We start from the raw sequence: 17,071 nt of genomic DNA on the forward strand, positions 1-17,071 counted from the left end.
TTATTTTAGCACACGATTACTCATATTCAATTAACATGTCCCCATCCTTGATCAGCCCTCTTCTCCTAAGCCAAAGCGCAATTAAATAACTAATAATTGCCGGGGAAATGAAATGAAGAATCAAAACGATGCCAACAATATCCCATGAGAATCCCATAGTCTGAAAGGTCATGATTTGGCCAACTAACCCGCTCGTCCCCATCCCTGCTCCTGAAGCATTATTTTCTAATTCCAGCCAAACGGTCGCAACAGGTGCAAGTAAGGCCCCGGCAGCTGTTGGAGGAAGAAGAATGATGGGCTTTTTAACAACATTCGCTACCTGGAGCATGGAGGTGCCAATACCTTGGGCTATGAATCCTCCTAATCCATTGTCACGATAACTTATCGTAGCAAAGCCGATCATTTGCGCAGCACAACCGATCGTAGCCGCACCAGCAGCCAGCCCATCAATAGATAACATGATTGCAATAGCTAAACTTGAGATCGGTGCCGTTAAAGCAAGCCCCATCAGCACAGCCACAATGGTTCCCATTATAAAAGGCTGTTGAGCAGTGGCCCAGTTAATAATTTCCCCGAACCCAGTCATAAACTGGTCGATGGGAGGACCGATGAACTTCCCGGTAAAAAAACCTACTGTTAAAGTTACGAATGGCGTTAGGATAATGTCCACTCGCGTCTCTTTACTAATTAACTTTCCAACTTCAGTCGCCAATAATGCAGAAATATAACTTCCTGCCGGCCCACCTAAATCTGCACCAAAAGCCCCACTAAACAAAGCTGCAAAAATAACAAGGGGAGGTGCTTTCAATCCATAGGCGATGGCTACCCCTATCGCCCCACCCCAAATCTTGGTATCCATAGCGAAGTTGCCCAACTCTATGAAAGAATCGAGGGAAGGAATCTGCTGACCGATTGTTTTAATAATCAACCCAATAATTAAGGATGAGAACAAACCTAAGGCCATATAGCTTAATGCTGTTATTAAATAAGAATGCACAGAAATATGTACGCCTTTTCTCTCTAAGAAGTTTTTCATAAAGACCCCTCTTTCTATAACGCATTCATTTTACATTATAATTAAACACGTGTAAACACACATGAACCTTTCACTTTTATTTACTTTTAACAAGTACACTTACCCCCGCACATAATTATTTAGTCCTGTTTAGTTGAAATTATGGAAAAATTCCCGATACATACAAAAGGGGGGATATCATATGAAATCATTAAGAAGCCGTGTTCGGTTCATAGTTGGATTGGCTTTAATCAGCTTGCTTGTTCTAATAGGATTTTCTACATACTTTTTTACGAAACAGACAGAGATAGCAGATGAAAGCAAACAAGTTCAGACGGCGTTAACAGCCAGTACAGAAATTAAGTATTTAATGACAGATACTACCAAGGCGCAACAAGCTTTTTTTACAAATCCAAGTAAGGAGACAGCGGAAGCTATTACAAAGTCTATATCACTAGTGAGGGAAAATGCTCAAACCTATGCGGATAAATACAGTTCATATGAAGCTGTATCTAAGAGGTTTTCTGCCATTTCTGAGCAGGCTAAACAATATGAACAGGAACTTGAAAATCTGATCAATGCATTCAAATTACTTGGGTACACCGAATCGGAGGGAATGTATAAATTTATCAATGAATCCTATCAGTCTTTTAACGAGCTAGTCACCACCATCAATGACCCTAAATTGGAAACAGCTTTATTGCAAATGAGGCTCCAAGAACAGGCGTTTCTGAACCAGCCAACGAAAGAACGATTGTCAAATTTCAAGGAGAGTTCAGGATCATTTGAACAAGTTGCTGATTCGTTAAGTTTACCGGAAGAACAAGCCACTAGTGTAGATCGAACTTTATTAAAATATGAGCAATCTTTAAACACCGTCCATAGCACATTTAACCAGGCGGATACAGTAAGATCTACCTTCGAAAAGATTTCAAACGATATATCAAAACTAGTGAATCAAGCTATCGTTTCGGCAGAAGAAGTGAATGAGCTGATTACAGCAGAACAAAACACATTGAAGAATTTTATCATGAAACTTTTGTTCATTATAGGAGGTATTGCTTTACTCGCAACCTTAAGTACAGGATTCATCATAATTCGTTCAATTACAAAGTCTGTCACTACGCTTAAAGAAGGTACTGCAATCATTGGAGATGGTGACCTTTCTCATCGAATTCACTTATACTCTAAAGATGAAATGGCTGAGATCGCAAATCAATTCAACATCATGGCTGAGAAAATGGAGCGCTCCGTTCACAAAGTGCTAGGAGCTTCAGGTGTGTTAAATACATCTTCAGACCATTTGACTTCAGTATCTGACCATTCTGCCACTCAAGCACAGGAGGTTAATGATGCTATTAATCAAGTGGCTATAGGTTCTCAGGACCAGGCTCAGAAAATTGAAGAAACGGCGAAGCTGATCGAGCATGTTTCGGAAGCGATTAGTGATACATGTCTGGCTACAGAGGATATAACCCACCGTTTGCAAGAAGCGGACAAAGAAGGAAGAGATGGATTAGGAACAGTTAATGAACTTGAATCAACCTCAAATTCCTTCATAGAACTAGCCTCTCATATGTCCAGCAAGGTTCAATCGGCTTCTGAGCAGTCGGAGGAAGTGAAAAAGATTGTGGGAACGATTGAGGATATCGCTGATAGTACTGATTTATTAGCGCTTAATGCAGCTATTGAATCCGCACGAGCTGGTGAGGCAGGAAGAGGATTTGCCGTCGTTGCGGATGAAGTAAGAAAACTATCCGAGCGATCAAAACAGGAAGCAGGGAGAATTCACGAGCTCGTCTTAAATATGTCTAAGCAGATGACCATACTCACCACAGACGCTGGCCAATTTGATGACTATCAAACTTCGCAAAACAAGGCGGTTCTTCAAACGAAAGAAGCGTTTACTCGTATTTCTTCTTATGTAAAAGATATGAATCACCAGATTAATCAAGTGAAAACGGCTGTAAATGGAGTAGAAACAGTTAATGATAATGTAAAAAGTAAGCTCCACGAGATTAGTATTATCTCAGAAGAAGCTGTAGCAACCGCTGAAGAGGTAGCAGCATCGAGTGAGAATCAACTTCACTCCATTGAACAAGTACATCAAGCGGCAACGGGCTTACAATCTCTCTCACAAGAATTATCATCAGAGGTAAGTCAATTTACGATCCAGGAAAATAGAAGCATTTACGAAGATACATTTGATGAGTCAGCAAGCGTAAACAAGGGACTCTTCCAACATAATGATACTCATGATGAGTATAGTGATCTTGATCAAGAGAATATCCCAGTACCTCTAGAAGAAGACAATGACATAAACACGGAAAATGAAGAATTCTACGATCACGAAAGAAAATCATCATAATAAATAAGCCCCTCTCCAATGAGGGGCTTATTTATTATTCCCTGACAAGGCTACCAGAATATTGAACAGAATTGGCAATTTCCATCATTTTTTCAGAGTCTGAAACAAGCTCACCTTTTTCAGTGTATGTTGTTATTTTCACACCGCCTACACTGACTTGAAGCTCATATTCTTCCTCCTTATTCAACGGCAAAACACGAACATAGCTAAACCGATCTTCATCTTTATAAGACTGAAACAACAAACTTTTATCTATGGTTGAAGCCGCCTTGTAGTTCAAACGACTGGCCTGACTTTCCATTGAATTATAAAAAAGAATGTATGTCTGCTCATTACCCTCTGTCATGACTATATTGTTATTAGCCTGCTGCTTTACTTCCATTGAGCCAGGCAGATACATGGATAGCGCCTGGCCATCATAGTTCGGCTCCATACTTTCTTGTTCAAATGCTTTCAAAGAGGCCTCTTTCGTCTGACTAATCGCCTCTTTTTCAGAAAGCATGAAATTGCATCCCCCAAGGAGCATAGCCAATACTATGAAAAGTATCCCCTTTATTAAATACATGTTCAGTTACTCTCCTTACGCCCAATTTTGTCTACTTTTATCATACTATGTCGATTAAATTTAACAAGGGTTAATTTTATCCATTCCAAGTTGATTTTCTGGACAATAACCTGTATCTAACAACATACTAGGAATAGATCTAATATTGGGAGGGGAATTATATGGAACTTACTATTTATTTAGCTGGCCAAATTCATGACGATTGGCGTGATGAACTGAAGGATAAGGCTGAAAGAAAGAATTTTTCCATTAACTTTGTAGGTCCACAGGAAAACCACCAACTTTCTGACAGTATTGGAGAAGACATTATGGGGCAGCAGCCAGGGAAGGTATATCGAGATGAGGCCGCCTCAAGTATTAATAATTTCCGAACTCAATTATTGCTTTCTAAAGCAGATGCTGTGATCGCCTTATTCGGGGAAGAATACAAACAGTGGAATACAGCTATGGATGCCAGCCTTGCTATTCAGGCCAATAAGCCATTAATATTAATCAGACCCGAGTCCCTGGTCCATCCATTAAAAGAATTGTCTAACCAGGCTACGGTTACAGTTGAAACCATTGAACAAGCATTAAAAGTTCTAGGTTATGTTTATGAATGACCTTGCCATAACAAGAGCCTGCCCATCGTTGATCTGGCAGGCTCTTTAACTTTCTGATCTTTAAAATTCAGTATCGTTTTACATGCTAAACCTCAAAACCCTTTCCATTTGTTCACTTATTTCATATTAATTTTTAGTAAGTCGAAGGATGATCTGGGCCACTTCTCAATTTTTTCTCGTCTTTTTTATTTGAACGGGCTAAAGGTTTAGATAAAGCGTTGAGCTCTTCTTTACTTTTGTTTTTAGATTTGTTTTTCATTTCCCATAACCTCCTCATCAATAGTCTGTCTCATTATCAGAATATGATGACCAAAAAAAGAACATCCTTTGTAAACAGGATGCCCTTCTCGTTATTGATCGTATAGCCATTGACCTCTCAGAAGTTTGACTACATGTCCAAACATTTCTTCACGTTTAACTAAACCGTTTGTGAAAACACCAATCGTACCTTCACGTTTCCGTACATCTGTCTTCTCAGTGTACACATCAATTAACTCCCCAAGCTCTCTTCCTGTCTGAAGTCCTTTTTTAATTTCTTCGGGCAGTGGGATTCGTGCTCCGCTTGCTTTATACACGTTCTCTTTTTGGTCTACAAGCACTCCCCAATTACAAAGGTACCACTCGTCTTCTATTTCCATGACACCACCTTCTAATCCAATACCGATATCACTTTTTTTTAGGGCTGCACACTCACGCGCACGATTAATCGCCCCTTCTAAAGTTTCTTCGTCTGAAAAGGGTTGTGCGGCTACCTTGGATTGTGCTTCCACCCCGATGATTTCATCCTCTGCAAAGATTCGCTTGACGGATTCAATCTTTGTAGGGTTGAGTGATCCTATATAAATTTTCACAGGTGACGGCACCTTCCTCATTAAAAAATTTTTCAGTTTCTAGCATAGCACAAAGCCGCACCATGTGAAATATGAACCAGGGTGCGACTTTATTATTACATCTTATACGTTTGACCTGATAGCATCAACTGTATTTTGATCCGTGGATTTAACTAGTTTCGTGATCAATTCTTTAGCCGCTGCATAGTCATCGATATGGATGATCGAGGAAGACGTGTGAATGTATCTTGAACATATTCCAACAACAGCTGATGGAACACCATTATTCGTTACATGGACACGTCCAGCATCTGTACCTCCCTGAGAGACAAAATATTGGTAAGGGATATCATTCGTTTCCGCTGTATCCAATACGAATTCTCTCATGCCTCTGTGAGTGACCATCGACTTATCGAGAATGCGTAGAAGAGCTCCTTTGCCCATCTGGCCAAATTCTTTATCCTCTCCACTCATATCATTAGCGGGGGAAGCATCCAGGGCATAAAATATATCTGGTTTAATCATTTGTGAAGCTGCTTGAGCTCCTCGCAATCCAACTTCTTCCTGAACAGTAGCTCCTGAATAAAGTTGATTGGATAACTTCTCTCCCTGTAATTCTTTTAACAGTTCTATCGCCAGACCACATCCATAGCGGTTGTCCCAGGCTTTAGCTAAGATCTTCTTTTCATTTGCCATTGGTGTGTACGGGCAGATAGGCAGGATGGATTGACCAGGTCTGATGCCGATGGCCGCTGCATCTTCTTTATCATCCGCTCCGATATCTATAAGCATATTTTTCAGTTCCATTGGCTTTTTACGCTGCTCTGGTGTTAAATTATGAGGAGGAATCGAGCCAATCACTCCAACAACAGGACCTTTATCTGTCAACACTTGAACCCGCTGTGCCAACAGCACTTGATTCCACCAACCGCCTAATGGCTGAAAGCGAAGCATCCCGTTCTTTGTTATTTGGGTGACCATAAAACCTACTTCATCCATATGCCCCGCCACCATTACCTTTGGTCCTTTCCCGTGACGGACACCAAACACACCGCCTAGTCGATCCTGGATGATTTCATCTGAATAGTTTTCCAATTCTCTCTTCATAAATTTGCGGACGTGATGTTCGTTTCCAGGTGCCCCTGGGAGTTCTGTCAGCGTCTTAAAAAGATCCTGTGTCTCTTGATTCATGTTATGTACTCTCCTTTTTGGTTTCTATACTATAGTTTAACGAAAAAGTAAGAACGTTTCTACAAATCAGTTTTTTTATTGTTATATTTCCTTTTAGCAAGAAATTCTAGTATACTGAAAATAGAATATAGATTTGAGGTGAGTGAACTATGAATTGGAAAAAGGTTGCAATAGCTGCAGGTGTTGGAGCACTTGCTGGTTATGTTGTAAAAGAACAAGTGGCAAACAAACAAGGTGTCACTCCTGAAAAAGCTTTAAAAATTGCCAAGGAAGCATTTAAAAAGCAAGGACCTATCAGCGGTTCATGGATTTACATGAAGCCAGAAGATTTAAACAAAAACGGAATCAACTATGAAGTATATCGTGGCGGAATTTCTAAAAACCAGGATGGCGAAACCTCACAATATGAATTCTTCATTGATTCAGAAACAGGCACTATTATCGATGTAGAAGAAGCATCAGCTTAACTAAATATGGATTTCAGATATAAAGATTCCCCGCCTGATTAATATTCAGCGCGGGGTGTTCTTTTATTCATATGCATGTGCAATTCGACTCAGCTGATCAATCACTTCTCCCTTTTGATCAAACTTCATGGCGCGGTATTGTGCGTCATGGTAAAAAACATACCAGGCTTCCCTGCTGTAACCATAATCCATCCACTTTTTCTTTTCATGGACAGAGGTAACAGGGAAATCATCATAAGCCAAAGCCCAGAGCACATTTTGATGAGCATGAGTTGGCATGATGTCTGCCATATGAATAAACGTCTCCTCACCATCTTCAAAAATAATAATGGCATGCCCATCGCTGTGACCACTTGTGTGAACCATTCGTAAGCCAGGTAAAACCTCAATGGAACTTACAAATGTATGTACGAGTGATTCTACAGGCTTCCAATTCGCTTCCCAATACGTATTTTTCGAGCGCATATTCGGGTTTCTCATTTCATTCCATTCTGTTTCGCTCGTATAGATCTTCGCATTAGGGTAGGCAGGAACGAGCTCGTCCTCATCCCAGGCCGTCAAGCCACAAGCATGATCAAAATGTAAATGTGTCATCAATACGGTATCAATATCTTTATTTGTGAAGCCTAATTCTTCTAAGCTTTTTTCAATATTTGAATCCTCAAGGACCCCGAAATTACGCTTTTCCTTCTCTGTCAGCTTGTCCTCGCCAATTCCTGAATCGATTAACAAGTTCTGGCCGTCTATTTGTAATAAGATCGGATCAGTTCGTAATTCAATTTGGTTTTTCTCATTTACAGGATATTTACGACTCCAGAGCGCTCTAGGGACGACTCCAAACATCGCTCCTCCATCCAAATGGGTTACACCGCCATTTAACCATGTTAATGTCGCCCTGCCTATTTTCATTGTTTCCAACACAATCTCCTCCTCCACTCCGTTATGAAGCTATTCTACCATAGGAAAGAATTGTTTTGAAAACGTTATCAACCTTTAAAACGAGCTTTACACCTGTATATCGGCTGACCTTTAGCCGAGAACTTCTCCTCGTATTCTGTAGGAACATTCAGGGAATCCTCAAGCCCATGAAGATCCAGGGAAACTTCTTCAAGGACCATACCAAACTGTGAAAAACTGGCCAGAGAATACTCGAATAATCCACGGTTATCAGTTTTAAGCGTCAGCTCTCCCCCAGGTTTTAATACATCCTCATACTGCTCTAGAAAGGTATGAAAGGTAAGCCTTCTTTTTTCATGGCGACTTTTCGGCCATGGATCTGAGAAATTTAAGTAAATATGATCAATTTCATTCGGGGCAAAAAGGTCACGCAAGTCTTGAGCATCTTCATTAATGAGGCGTACATTCTCCGTTTCTGCATCAAGCGCCTTCTTTAAAGCTCCTACAATGACACTTTTCACACGTTCAACACCAATGAAATTGACTTCAGGATGCTGTTTACCCATCCCTGCAATAAATTGTCCCTTTCCTGACCCTATTTCTAAATGAAGTGGTTGTTTCTTATCAAACACTTCGTTCCAGGTGCCTTTCCATTCAAAAGGACTGCGAATCACAATATGATTGTTATCATCCATATAATCGTCTGCCCAGGGTTTATGTCTTAAACGCATAGGTTGAAATTCCTCCTTTTATCCGTTAAAAGCTTACCACGAATTATGCAATTTGTTAAAGTTTTTTAATAATGTGAAGAAAACAGAGGTATGTGCACTTATACAGCTATATTAGTAATCATGAGGCAGTTATATCGCGACCAGGATAAACAATCCCATTACATTCAGCTATATCGTAAAAATTAACTATTGGGTTGTAAGCGCTTCCTGATATATGATTAAAATCGTTATATTAAAACCTGAACGGTCTGGAACATCAAGACGGAAGAACGAAGCCAGCCAACTAAAAAATAAAACAGGAGTGAGTGTAAACGAATGAATCTTATTACTGGAATGATCGAATTGACTGTACTTGCTGTTTTCTCCGTACTCTTTGCAGGATACGCTTTACTTATATACCCTTTTGAAAAGTTAAACGAAAAAATGAGTTCAGAAGTACGTGAAAAGAAACTGAAGTATTCAGCTATCTCTCAATAAGAAACGAAAAAAACTTGCGTTAGTAACCCTAACGCAAGTTTTTTTCGTTCAGATGATTTCGTGATGAACCATCATGTCCCTTAATTTAATCATTCTAATAGAAGCCTCCTGATATTCGCCCCGCATCATATGCCATTGAATGAACGCTAATGATTGAGAGACTGCATACCATGTCATTCGATTAAATAAATGAGCATTTGGTTCTACACCATATTGATTCAACCATCGATTCCAGTCTTCCTGAGGGATATAAGAATATAGCAGCATTCCAAGATCCAATGCCGGATCCGCTACCATCGCATTATCCCAATCGATTAAATACAATTGATCCCTTGAGGAAAGCAGCCAGTTATTATGGTTTGTATCACAATGACATACCACATGGCGAGCAAACTCTACTTCTTGTACATGTTTTTCTAAGTATTGAATGGCTTGATGCATTTCAATGCGCGGCTCTACCTGGCCTAGTATTTTTTGATTTTCCTTTATATCTGTTAGAACCTCACTTGGTGTTAACGGATGTTTTCCCAACCTCATAAGCATGTCTAACAGTTCAGATGAATGGTGAATCTTACTTAGTAATGCAGCTACTCTGGGATGCTTCATTTCTTCGGCGCTTAGCTCATGACCTTCAAGCCAGTCCTGTGCTGTAATTACATCCCCATTTTCTAATCTTTTCGTCCACATAAGCTTAGGTACGATTCCTTCAGCAGAAAGAACGGCAAGAAAAGGTGAAGAGTTACGTTTTAAAAATAAACGCTTCCCCCCGTTTTGAGCATAATATGCTTCACCCGTGGATCCTCCAGCAGGCGTTATTTTCCAGTTGCTTCCTAATATGTGCTCCAACCAATTCACCTTCAATTCCTCAAATCTCCCTGTGATGGCATCACATTTTTATCTTCTATCAGTATACCGTATCTAGTAAAAAATCTGTAGTCTGTCTCACAACTGTATATTTTAAGACACCTTCTAATAGATTAACTCAAAAGAGCATCAACATTCAAGCGAAAACCTATCCAATATACAAGATGCGTAATTGCTCAGCACGTTTGTATGACACACTAAATACACAGGACTGCTCAATAAAGAACACTTTAGAATACAGGAATGCTATTCCTTACTTGTTTGATCTACCTCCCATTCTGGACGCTTAAAGGCAATCTTCTTTGTATGACGCATAAGCAAATCAGCCATTTTCAACTGGTTATGTTTCAGAGGAGCACTATATTCTCTTTTCTTGTTAAGCCAATCAGAAAAACGTGTTTCATCGATGTACGAAGTAAGAAATGGTGGCTTCGCTCCATCGAATGTATGAGAAGGTGCCAGTACAACTTTATGGAAAGAATAATCAATTGCATATGTATGAAGAACACTTCTCACAAAGGTTTCCGTTCTCTTTAATCCGTGCATTGGACTGAGCACCTTCGAACGCTTCTCTTTTTTTTCTACATGCCAGCTTGACTCGCTTGATGGATGAATCATGGTCACATCAGGGAAATCCATGACTGAAATAATTTCAACTTCTTGCGGACCAATGAGTAAAATCTCCGCCTTAACCGGAACCGATTTAATTTCCACTACAGGGTAGTACATCACTAAAAATGTGTCAGGTAATCGTTGCAGCAGCATTTTCAACATTTGATCTTTATGGATAGTTCTATCTATAAACGATTTCTTCTGAATGGTTGTAGAAGCCCACTTAACTTGGAATGGAAAAATTCCATTAAGAAAATATTGTTTAAGTTCTATCATTGTTTTTGGGGACCACTGTACTTCTCCCTGTTGATCCCCAGATTCTACCTGTTTCTTTTTTAAAAAACGATGCCACGATTTACCTTTATCATCTTTCTCAAGTATGAATTTTCCACCTTCTTCGTTGGGACAAAGTTCTCCTTGTTCCCAAAGGTGCTTCATCTTTTTCCAGTTATCCTGCTTTAAACGAATATACTGACTGGAATATTGATACATATTAGTTTCATAGCGCGAAATATAATCATACAGTTTAATTAACTGTGCCATTATACTTCACCTCCACGTTGCAACCTGACTTCGCAAACGGCTTCATATTTCGGGGTTTGTTGAGGGTGTATTCGGTAAAGACAAAAGCGATCCACATCCATTAAATAGTTACTCATAAACAGAGGGTCCACTTCCTCATCCATCAACGGGCATTGTCCATCAACCCATTTTTTCGCCAAGGTCACGTGGGGCGAGTATGCTCTCTTTTCTTTTGCAAAACCTGCTTGCTCACAAATCTGTTCTACGCCTTCCTGGATCATCATAAGAGAAGAAGAAGCTTCGACTGAAATATGAAACACTCTTGGACGTTCCCGCTTACCAAAAGTATCAGCAGGTCCAAGACTTAATTCGAAGGGTTCCGGCCATGAATAGCCCATCAGCTGCTGCTCTATCTTTTCAAGTGGGGTGCTTTCACACGCTCCTAAAAACTTTAAGGTAATATGAAAATCATCAGGATGTGTCCAGTTCTTATAAGACATGTCATGCTTAAGCAGTTTTTGTAGATCAGCAAATTCATCCCGCTTATCTTCTGAAATTGGAATCCCAATAAAATAATGGTTTCCCATCAAGATACACTCCTTTTTGACGATTCTACAATCCACACCGGACGGTAAATTAATGTAAGGCACTATTTTGTTAATTGATAAATGGATTCAGCGTAAATAGCGATCGCCTTCACCATATCCTTGATGCGAACGTGCTCATTTTCCTGATGGGCTGTATCAGGACTGTCTTTAAATAAAGCTCCAAAAGCCACACCGGACGAAAGTGATCGGGCATAAGTAGCTCCGCCAATTGACTGGACGTTCTCTTCTTCGTTTGTAGCTCTGTTATAAATAGATAGTAATGTTTGGACATAAGGATGCTTCGCTTCTATATAAAGAGCGGGCAAATGATCGTATAACTCCAAGGTCCCTCCTGTTTCCTTAGCGAACTGTGATAATTTGTTTATAACAGTTTCCCCATCGACCGTGACTGGGTAACGCGTATTGATCCCCACCTGACACTTGTCTCCTTTAACCCAGCTTATGGAGCCGACGTTAAGTGTTAAAGCACCAGAATTATCAGCACATTTTAATCCTATTGTTTCCCCAGAGTAATCATATAACCCGTTGGATAATTTGGTAAGAATTGTGCCCTGCTCTTTTGAAAAAGGAAGTTGTTGCAGATACTCCAGCATAAGAAGGGCAGCATTTTTTCCTTTTTCTGGTCTGCTTCCATGAGCAGAAATACCCTCAATGCTTAAGGTTACTTCTCCATCGTGTTTGTTCATCTTCCCCTTTATTTCTTTCGCTTCCAGAAAAGATTGGAACGACTCACTTAAGCTGGCGGTCGTTTTAACACTGGCCTTCGCTCGGGAAGGAACCATATTAAGGCGACCCCCACTTTCCAGCGTTAATAGCTCAAAATCTTCCCCTTCCCTATCTTGGATAGGGATCGTAACATAAGTATCTATTAATCCTTTTTCTGCATTAATAACCGGGAAAGAAGCATCCGGGGAGAAACCAAATTCGGGCATAGATTCGTGCGTAAAATAATGTTTAATGCCCTGCCAGTCCCTTTCTTCATCCGTTCCAAGGATAAGGCGTACACGCCTATTAGGCTGAAACCCCTGATCCTTTAGAAGTTTCATGGCGATATAAGCAGCCATTATAGGCCCTTTATCATCCTGGGCCCCTCTCCCATAAAGGTTCCCATCTTTTATTACCGGTGAAAAGGGATCAGTGTCCCACCCTTCTTCCGCAGGCACGACATCCAGATGACCGAGAATACCAAGAATTTCTTCCCCCTGGCCAAATTCAATATGACCGGCATGGCTTTCAACATTCTTTGTTTTAAAACCGTCATCCTCAGCTAATTTCAACATAGTTTGAAGAGCTTGATCAATGGGTTCACCATAGGGATATCCCTCGTCTGATTTATAAACACTGGGGATACGGATTAGTTTCATGGTCTTTTCAATAAATTCTGGTTCATATTGCTGGCTTAATAAAGTAAAATTCATAGAGATCCTCCCTTTTTCATAATCTTTTGATAAGTAAAGTCATCACAGACGGCATACAGCTCAGCTTGGGGTGGCAGTTTCTCATCAAGTTTGCGATTAATTGTGAGGTCACTTCTGTCTGCGATCAGCGTTGCTCCTTCATCAATTAACGCTTGAAATGCATCTCGATAGGTACTCCATGAGGAACGAATGGGGATTCGATAAAGATCATCCCCAACGGAACGTCTCAAAAGTTGGTTATAAAGATTTGAAACCCCTTTACTAAAGGCTGATCGCACTGCAAGAGAGGAGATGGTTTCATTTGAAATAATAAATTCATCCACACTAGCATGTTGAAAGTTCTTGATATGTTTTTGTTCCATAACTTCAACAACAGTATGAACATCAGGAGCAACAGATTCAATGGTGGAAGCAATCAAAAGGGTTTTGCCATCGATCACTTGATCGCCTGATAAGCTATCATCTGCAAATATTACAACCGAACGGGCATTGGTTATAGAAGCTTTTTCTAAAATGTAGAGTTCTGAAGCATTTCCTTTTATGTAGTGAATGTTCTCGGTTAATACAGGAGCTTCATCTAGCTCGTCAATTATAATAATTTCTACATTCTTATATGTATCCACCATTTCATTGACGGCAAAGCGTGCTTTTTGTGACCATCCAACAATAATAAAATGATCTTTACCTTTAAACATAATATCACCCTCCACCCGTTTTCTCCTAAATACAGCAAGTATATCAATAATTTTACCTATCACGATTCCGATCAAACCGATTCCGAATACGTATAAAAATATGGCGATACCACGACCAGCAGCGGTTACAGGATAATAATCACCATACCCTACTGTGGTTACGGTCGTCATCACCCACCAGAAACCATCGAAAACAGTAGGAAACGTATCTTTTTCCACATAGACGATAAGAAAAGAGGATAAAATTACAAGTAAAGCGCTGCTCATAAATAATACGTAATTATTCACCTTTACCATTTTTAAGATAATCTTTCTTAATATCAACATCGTGTACTCACCTCTATCTTTAATTCGTTGTTAAATTTGACGAAAAGTCTGTAAATTTAATGTATTTGTCTAGCCGTTTTGGTTTCAGTGTTGTAATATAGAGATAACTTCATACATTCACTAGCACCGCGAGAATTCCAATGAATGACAATAAGGAGTGGTTTTTTGAATCATCCATCATCCCGTATGCTAAACCGAATCAAAGCTGTTTACTTGTACATTAAGGACCAAGGAACAGTTACGACCAGGCAGCTATCTGAGGAGTTCGGTATCACTGACCGAACGATGCAAAGGGACTTAAGCATTTTGGAATACAACGGACTTGTCTCAAGTCCGCACCGTGGAAAGTGGACAACAACAGAGAAAAAGGTAAAAATATCATGACGAATAGATAGAACACCCGGAAAAATTCCGGGTGTTTTTTTGTTAGTCCATTTTGGTAATGGTCATTAAATATTCGATTTCCTCATCAGTTAGCTCTCTATACTCGCCAAGCTCAAGCTCTGGGTCAAGCTTTAGGCTCCCCATTTGTATTCGCTTCAAATACGTAACCTTCTTGTTAACGGCTTCAAACATTCGTTTCACTTGATGGAATTTGCCTTCTGTTATCGTCAGTTCAATTTCAGAGACTTGATCTGACTTAATAATGTTCAGGTCGGCTGGTTTTGTAATATAGCTATCATCAAGCGTGACTCCTTGTTTAAACTTTGAAACATCTTCTTCTGTTACTACACCTTCGATGACAGCATAATAGGTTTTCCCAATATCTTTCTTTGGTGTTGTTAAACGATGTGCAAGCTGGCCGTCGTTGGTAATTAAAAGTAAACCTTCTGTATCTTTATCTAATCTGCCAACAGGAAATGGTGCAAAAACCTGATCTTCTGGCTGCAGAATATCAATTACAGTCATATCATGAGCATCTTCTGTGGCTGAGATAAGATCACCAGGTTTATTAAGCATTAAATAAATATACTCCCGGTAATTCACTTCTTCCCCCATGACGGTTACTGAATCGTCTTCCGGGTTAACATGAGTCTTACCATTTTTTTCGGGGTGGCCATTGACTCTTACATTTCCACCTCTCAGCAGCCCTTTAACTTCTTTACGTGTTCCATATCCCATATTCGCTAACAGTTTATCAATTCTCATAACTTACCCCCTTTGCCTGCGATGCAAAAACTTATCGAGAATTCGGACTCGACCGCCTAGAATTCGCTCAAGCAGCGTTGTTTTATAAGCCATCCACATATAAAGGATGCCTCCAACACTAACACCTAATACTAATATAAAGAAAGCAGCCAGTCTGCTGTCCATCGGATTCCATAAAAGCCCTATAGACCATTTAATGACAAAAACAACCGCTGCCATGATCGTTGAGATAATTAATATAAGCAAAGTCCTCTTGTATACTTGTTTGAAGGAGAAATCGATAGCTCTATGAATGCGCCATAGGTTCAATGATACAGCGACAAGAACAGCTAATCCTGTGGAAATAATCGAACCCTTTGCTCCAAACTCAACGATAAACCAGGAATTTGTAAGTAACTTAATGGCAAGCCCTGAACCGAGACTAATCACTGCGAAGTTTTGACGGTTGATTCCTTGCAAGATCGATGACGTCACAGTATATAAGGCAAAAAATAATCCAACAGGCGCATACCACCTAAGTAAGCTACCTCGATAGCTTAATTTTTCCAACCCATAAAAGGAACCATAAGCTTCATAAGCAAGAACAGATAACCCAACAACAGCAGGCAAAATTAGAAGTGAGATAATCTGTAAAGCTTGGTTAATCTGATGATTTAATTGGTCCATGTGCTCTCCTGTAAATGACCGTGTGATCGCTGGGAGCATTGCAAGCGACAACCCAATCCCAAGGGTCACAGGGATAATCACTAATTTATGGCTTAACACATGAATAGCAGATATAGAGTCGTTAGAAATTTCACTAAGACCAGCCGCAGACATCGCCTGGTTAAACGTAAATTGATCTATCAACTGATATAAAGGTGTCGCAATTCCTACTAATACAAATGGACCAGCGTAACCCAATAACTCCTTCATCATTGATTTTTTAGATAAATCGTATGTGTACTCTTGTTGATCTACTAGCTTGTCTAAATGAGGTTTGCGCTTTTTCCAAAACACAGCCAGGACGAGTAATGAAGCAACCGCCCCTATAAAGGCCGCAAAAGTGGCAAAACCAATGGCTGTTGCACGAGTGCCGTCCACTATATTAAGTACCACGTATACTGATATTAGTAAAAAGATGATCCGGACTATTTGCTCGATAACTTGCGAGATTCCGGTCGGAGCCATCGACTCATTTCCCTGGAAAAATCCTCTTATGATACTCATGCAAGGAATGATCAGCAAAGCAAAACTAACCATCTTAATGACCATAGTTACGTCGGCAACACTAGTAACCGAATCTTCATTCAATGACAAACTATGAATGGCAATTTGTTCTGCACTAAAAAATAACAACAAAAACGCGACAACTCCGGTAAAAGCCATTAACTGCATTCCGGATTTAAACATATCCCGTCCCGTTTGGTAATCTTCCAACGAATTATACTTAGACACAAACTTGGAGACAGCCATCGGGACACCAAGTGTAGATAAACTCAATAAAATGTTGTATGGTGTATAAGCATAGAAGTAAAGCGCTATCCCGTTAGCACCTACCATCTGTTCAAATGGAACTGTATAGATCATACCTAGAAATTTTGACAGAAATGTTGCACCTGTCAAAATCATTGTACCCTTTAAAATCTTCGACATAATATTCTATTCACCTTCAATTGTTGTAGAGTCGAACGCATCTATTTTATCATAAAAATCGACGAAATATCTGCTTTAGTGGTTAAAAGAAAGGAAGA

At 39.9% G+C, this 17,071-nt stretch carries 19 protein-coding genes; 5 read left to right on the forward strand and 14 right to left on the reverse strand.

What is annotated here, in order from left to right; translation table 11 throughout:
* Positions 1-16: 16 nt before the first annotated feature.
* Positions 17-1,036 carry a PTS sugar transporter subunit IIC gene (locus P9989_RS14185; protein WP_283075535.1) on the reverse strand — a complete coding sequence of 340 codons (1,020 nt, stop codon included), beginning with the start codon at positions 1,034-1,036 and terminating at the stop codon, positions 17-19.
* Between the two features lie 181 nt (positions 1,037-1,217).
* Here P9989_RS14185 and P9989_RS14190 point away from each other — a divergent pair, with 181 nt between their 5' ends.
* On the forward strand, positions 1,218-3,383 hold the full coding sequence (locus P9989_RS14190; protein ID WP_283075536.1) for a methyl-accepting chemotaxis protein: 2,166 nt from the start codon (positions 1,218-1,220) through the stop codon (positions 3,381-3,383).
* Between the two features lie 34 nt (positions 3,384-3,417).
* Here the strand turns inward: P9989_RS14190 and P9989_RS14195 are convergent, their stop codons facing one another.
* The gene (locus P9989_RS14195; RefSeq protein WP_283075537.1) at positions 3,418-3,948 is read right to left on the reverse strand and encodes a hypothetical protein; all 531 of its coding nucleotides are present in this window, start codon (positions 3,946-3,948) and stop codon (positions 3,418-3,420) included.
* A gap of 161 nt (positions 3,949-4,109) precedes the next feature.
* Here P9989_RS14195 and P9989_RS14200 point away from each other — a divergent pair, with 161 nt between their 5' ends.
* Positions 4,110-4,550, forward strand: coding sequence for a YtoQ family protein (locus P9989_RS14200; RefSeq protein WP_283075538.1), 441 nt, complete (start codon positions 4,110-4,112; stop codon positions 4,548-4,550).
* Positions 4,551-4,683: 133 nt separating this feature from the next.
* Here P9989_RS14200 and P9989_RS14205 read toward each other — a convergent pair whose 3' ends face one another.
* The 3 genes from P9989_RS14205 to P9989_RS14215 form a co-directional block, all read right to left on the reverse strand.
* The gene (locus P9989_RS14205) at positions 4,684-4,809 is read right to left on the reverse strand and encodes a hypothetical protein (RefSeq protein ID WP_283075539.1); all 126 of its coding nucleotides are present in this window, start codon (positions 4,807-4,809) and stop codon (positions 4,684-4,686) included.
* A gap of 91 nt (positions 4,810-4,900) precedes the next feature.
* Positions 4,901-5,401 (reverse strand): DUF84 family protein, encoded by a 501-nt coding sequence (locus P9989_RS14210; protein ID WP_283078929.1) that lies wholly within the window; start codon positions 5,399-5,401, stop codon positions 4,901-4,903.
* Between the two features lie 102 nt (positions 5,402-5,503).
* On the reverse strand, positions 5,504-6,571 hold the full coding sequence (locus P9989_RS14215) for a M42 family metallopeptidase (protein ID WP_283075540.1): 1,068 nt from the start codon (positions 6,569-6,571) through the stop codon (positions 5,504-5,506).
* Positions 6,572-6,720: 149 nt separating this feature from the next.
* Here P9989_RS14215 and P9989_RS14220 point away from each other — a divergent pair, with 149 nt between their 5' ends.
* On the forward strand, positions 6,721-7,038 hold the full coding sequence (locus P9989_RS14220; protein ID WP_283075541.1) for a PepSY domain-containing protein: 318 nt from the start codon (positions 6,721-6,723) through the stop codon (positions 7,036-7,038).
* A gap of 63 nt (positions 7,039-7,101) precedes the next feature.
* On the opposite strand, the gene P9989_RS14225 is transcribed toward P9989_RS14220, so the two are convergent.
* Positions 7,102-7,956, reverse strand: coding sequence for a YtnP family quorum-quenching lactonase (locus P9989_RS14225; protein WP_283075542.1), 855 nt, complete (start codon positions 7,954-7,956; stop codon positions 7,102-7,104).
* 68 nt (positions 7,957-8,024) lie between these two features.
* A complete protein-coding gene (gene trmB / locus P9989_RS14230; RefSeq protein ID WP_283075543.1) occupies positions 8,025-8,666 on the reverse strand; it encodes a tRNA (guanosine(46)-N7)-methyltransferase TrmB in 642 nt (213 codons plus the stop codon).
* Between the two features lie 315 nt (positions 8,667-8,981).
* On the opposite strand from trmB, the gene P9989_RS14235 reads away from it, so the two are divergent.
* On the forward strand, positions 8,982-9,143 hold the full coding sequence (locus tag P9989_RS14235; protein WP_283075544.1) for a hypothetical protein: 162 nt from the start codon (positions 8,982-8,984) through the stop codon (positions 9,141-9,143).
* A gap of 48 nt (positions 9,144-9,191) precedes the next feature.
* Here the strand turns inward: P9989_RS14235 and P9989_RS14240 are convergent, their stop codons facing one another.
* The 5 genes from P9989_RS14240 to P9989_RS14260 form a co-directional block, all read right to left on the reverse strand.
* Positions 9,192-9,998, reverse strand: a complete 807-nt coding sequence (locus P9989_RS14240; RefSeq protein WP_283078930.1) for a phosphotransferase family protein — start codon at positions 9,996-9,998, stop codon at positions 9,192-9,194.
* Between the two features lie 255 nt (positions 9,999-10,253).
* Complete coding sequence (locus P9989_RS14245) at positions 10,254-11,162, reverse strand: NERD domain-containing protein (protein WP_283075545.1); 909 nt, start codon at positions 11,160-11,162, stop codon at positions 10,254-10,256.
* A complete protein-coding gene (gene thpR / locus P9989_RS14250; RefSeq protein ID WP_283075546.1) occupies positions 11,162-11,728 on the reverse strand; it encodes an RNA 2',3'-cyclic phosphodiesterase in 567 nt (188 codons plus the stop codon). Before thpR ends, P9989_RS14245 begins: the two co-directional genes overlap by 1 nt.
* Before the next feature lie 62 nt (positions 11,729-11,790).
* Complete coding sequence (pepV, locus tag P9989_RS14255; RefSeq protein WP_283075547.1) at positions 11,791-13,167, reverse strand: dipeptidase PepV; 1,377 nt, start codon at positions 13,165-13,167, stop codon at positions 11,791-11,793.
* Positions 13,164-14,189: an ion channel gene (locus tag P9989_RS14260; protein ID WP_283075548.1), complete on the reverse strand. Its 1,026-nt coding sequence runs from the start codon at positions 14,187-14,189 to the stop codon at positions 13,164-13,166. Before P9989_RS14260 ends, pepV begins: the two co-directional genes overlap by 4 nt.
* Positions 14,190-14,333: 144 nt before the next feature.
* On the opposite strand from P9989_RS14260, the gene P9989_RS14265 reads away from it, so the two are divergent.
* Entirely contained in the window at positions 14,334-14,573 is a 240-nt protein-coding gene (locus P9989_RS14265) for a DeoR family transcriptional regulator (RefSeq protein WP_390307297.1), read from the forward strand.
* A 42-nt stretch (positions 14,574-14,615) separates the two neighbouring features.
* On the opposite strand, the gene P9989_RS14270 is transcribed toward P9989_RS14265, so the two are convergent.
* Positions 14,616-15,338, reverse strand: coding sequence for a pseudouridine synthase (locus P9989_RS14270; RefSeq protein ID WP_283075550.1), 723 nt, complete (start codon positions 15,336-15,338; stop codon positions 14,616-14,618).
* A gap of 3 nt (positions 15,339-15,341) precedes the next feature.
* Positions 15,342-16,973 carry a putative polysaccharide biosynthesis protein gene (locus P9989_RS14275; protein WP_283075551.1) on the reverse strand — a complete coding sequence of 544 codons (1,632 nt, stop codon included), beginning with the start codon at positions 16,971-16,973 and terminating at the stop codon, positions 15,342-15,344.
* Between the last annotated feature and the right edge of the window lie 98 nt (positions 16,974-17,071).

It is taken from the genome of Halobacillus naozhouensis (genome assembly GCF_029714185.1).
GTDB classification, from domain to species: Bacteria; Bacillota; Bacilli; order Bacillales; family Halobacillaceae; genus Halobacillus_A; species Halobacillus_A naozhouensis.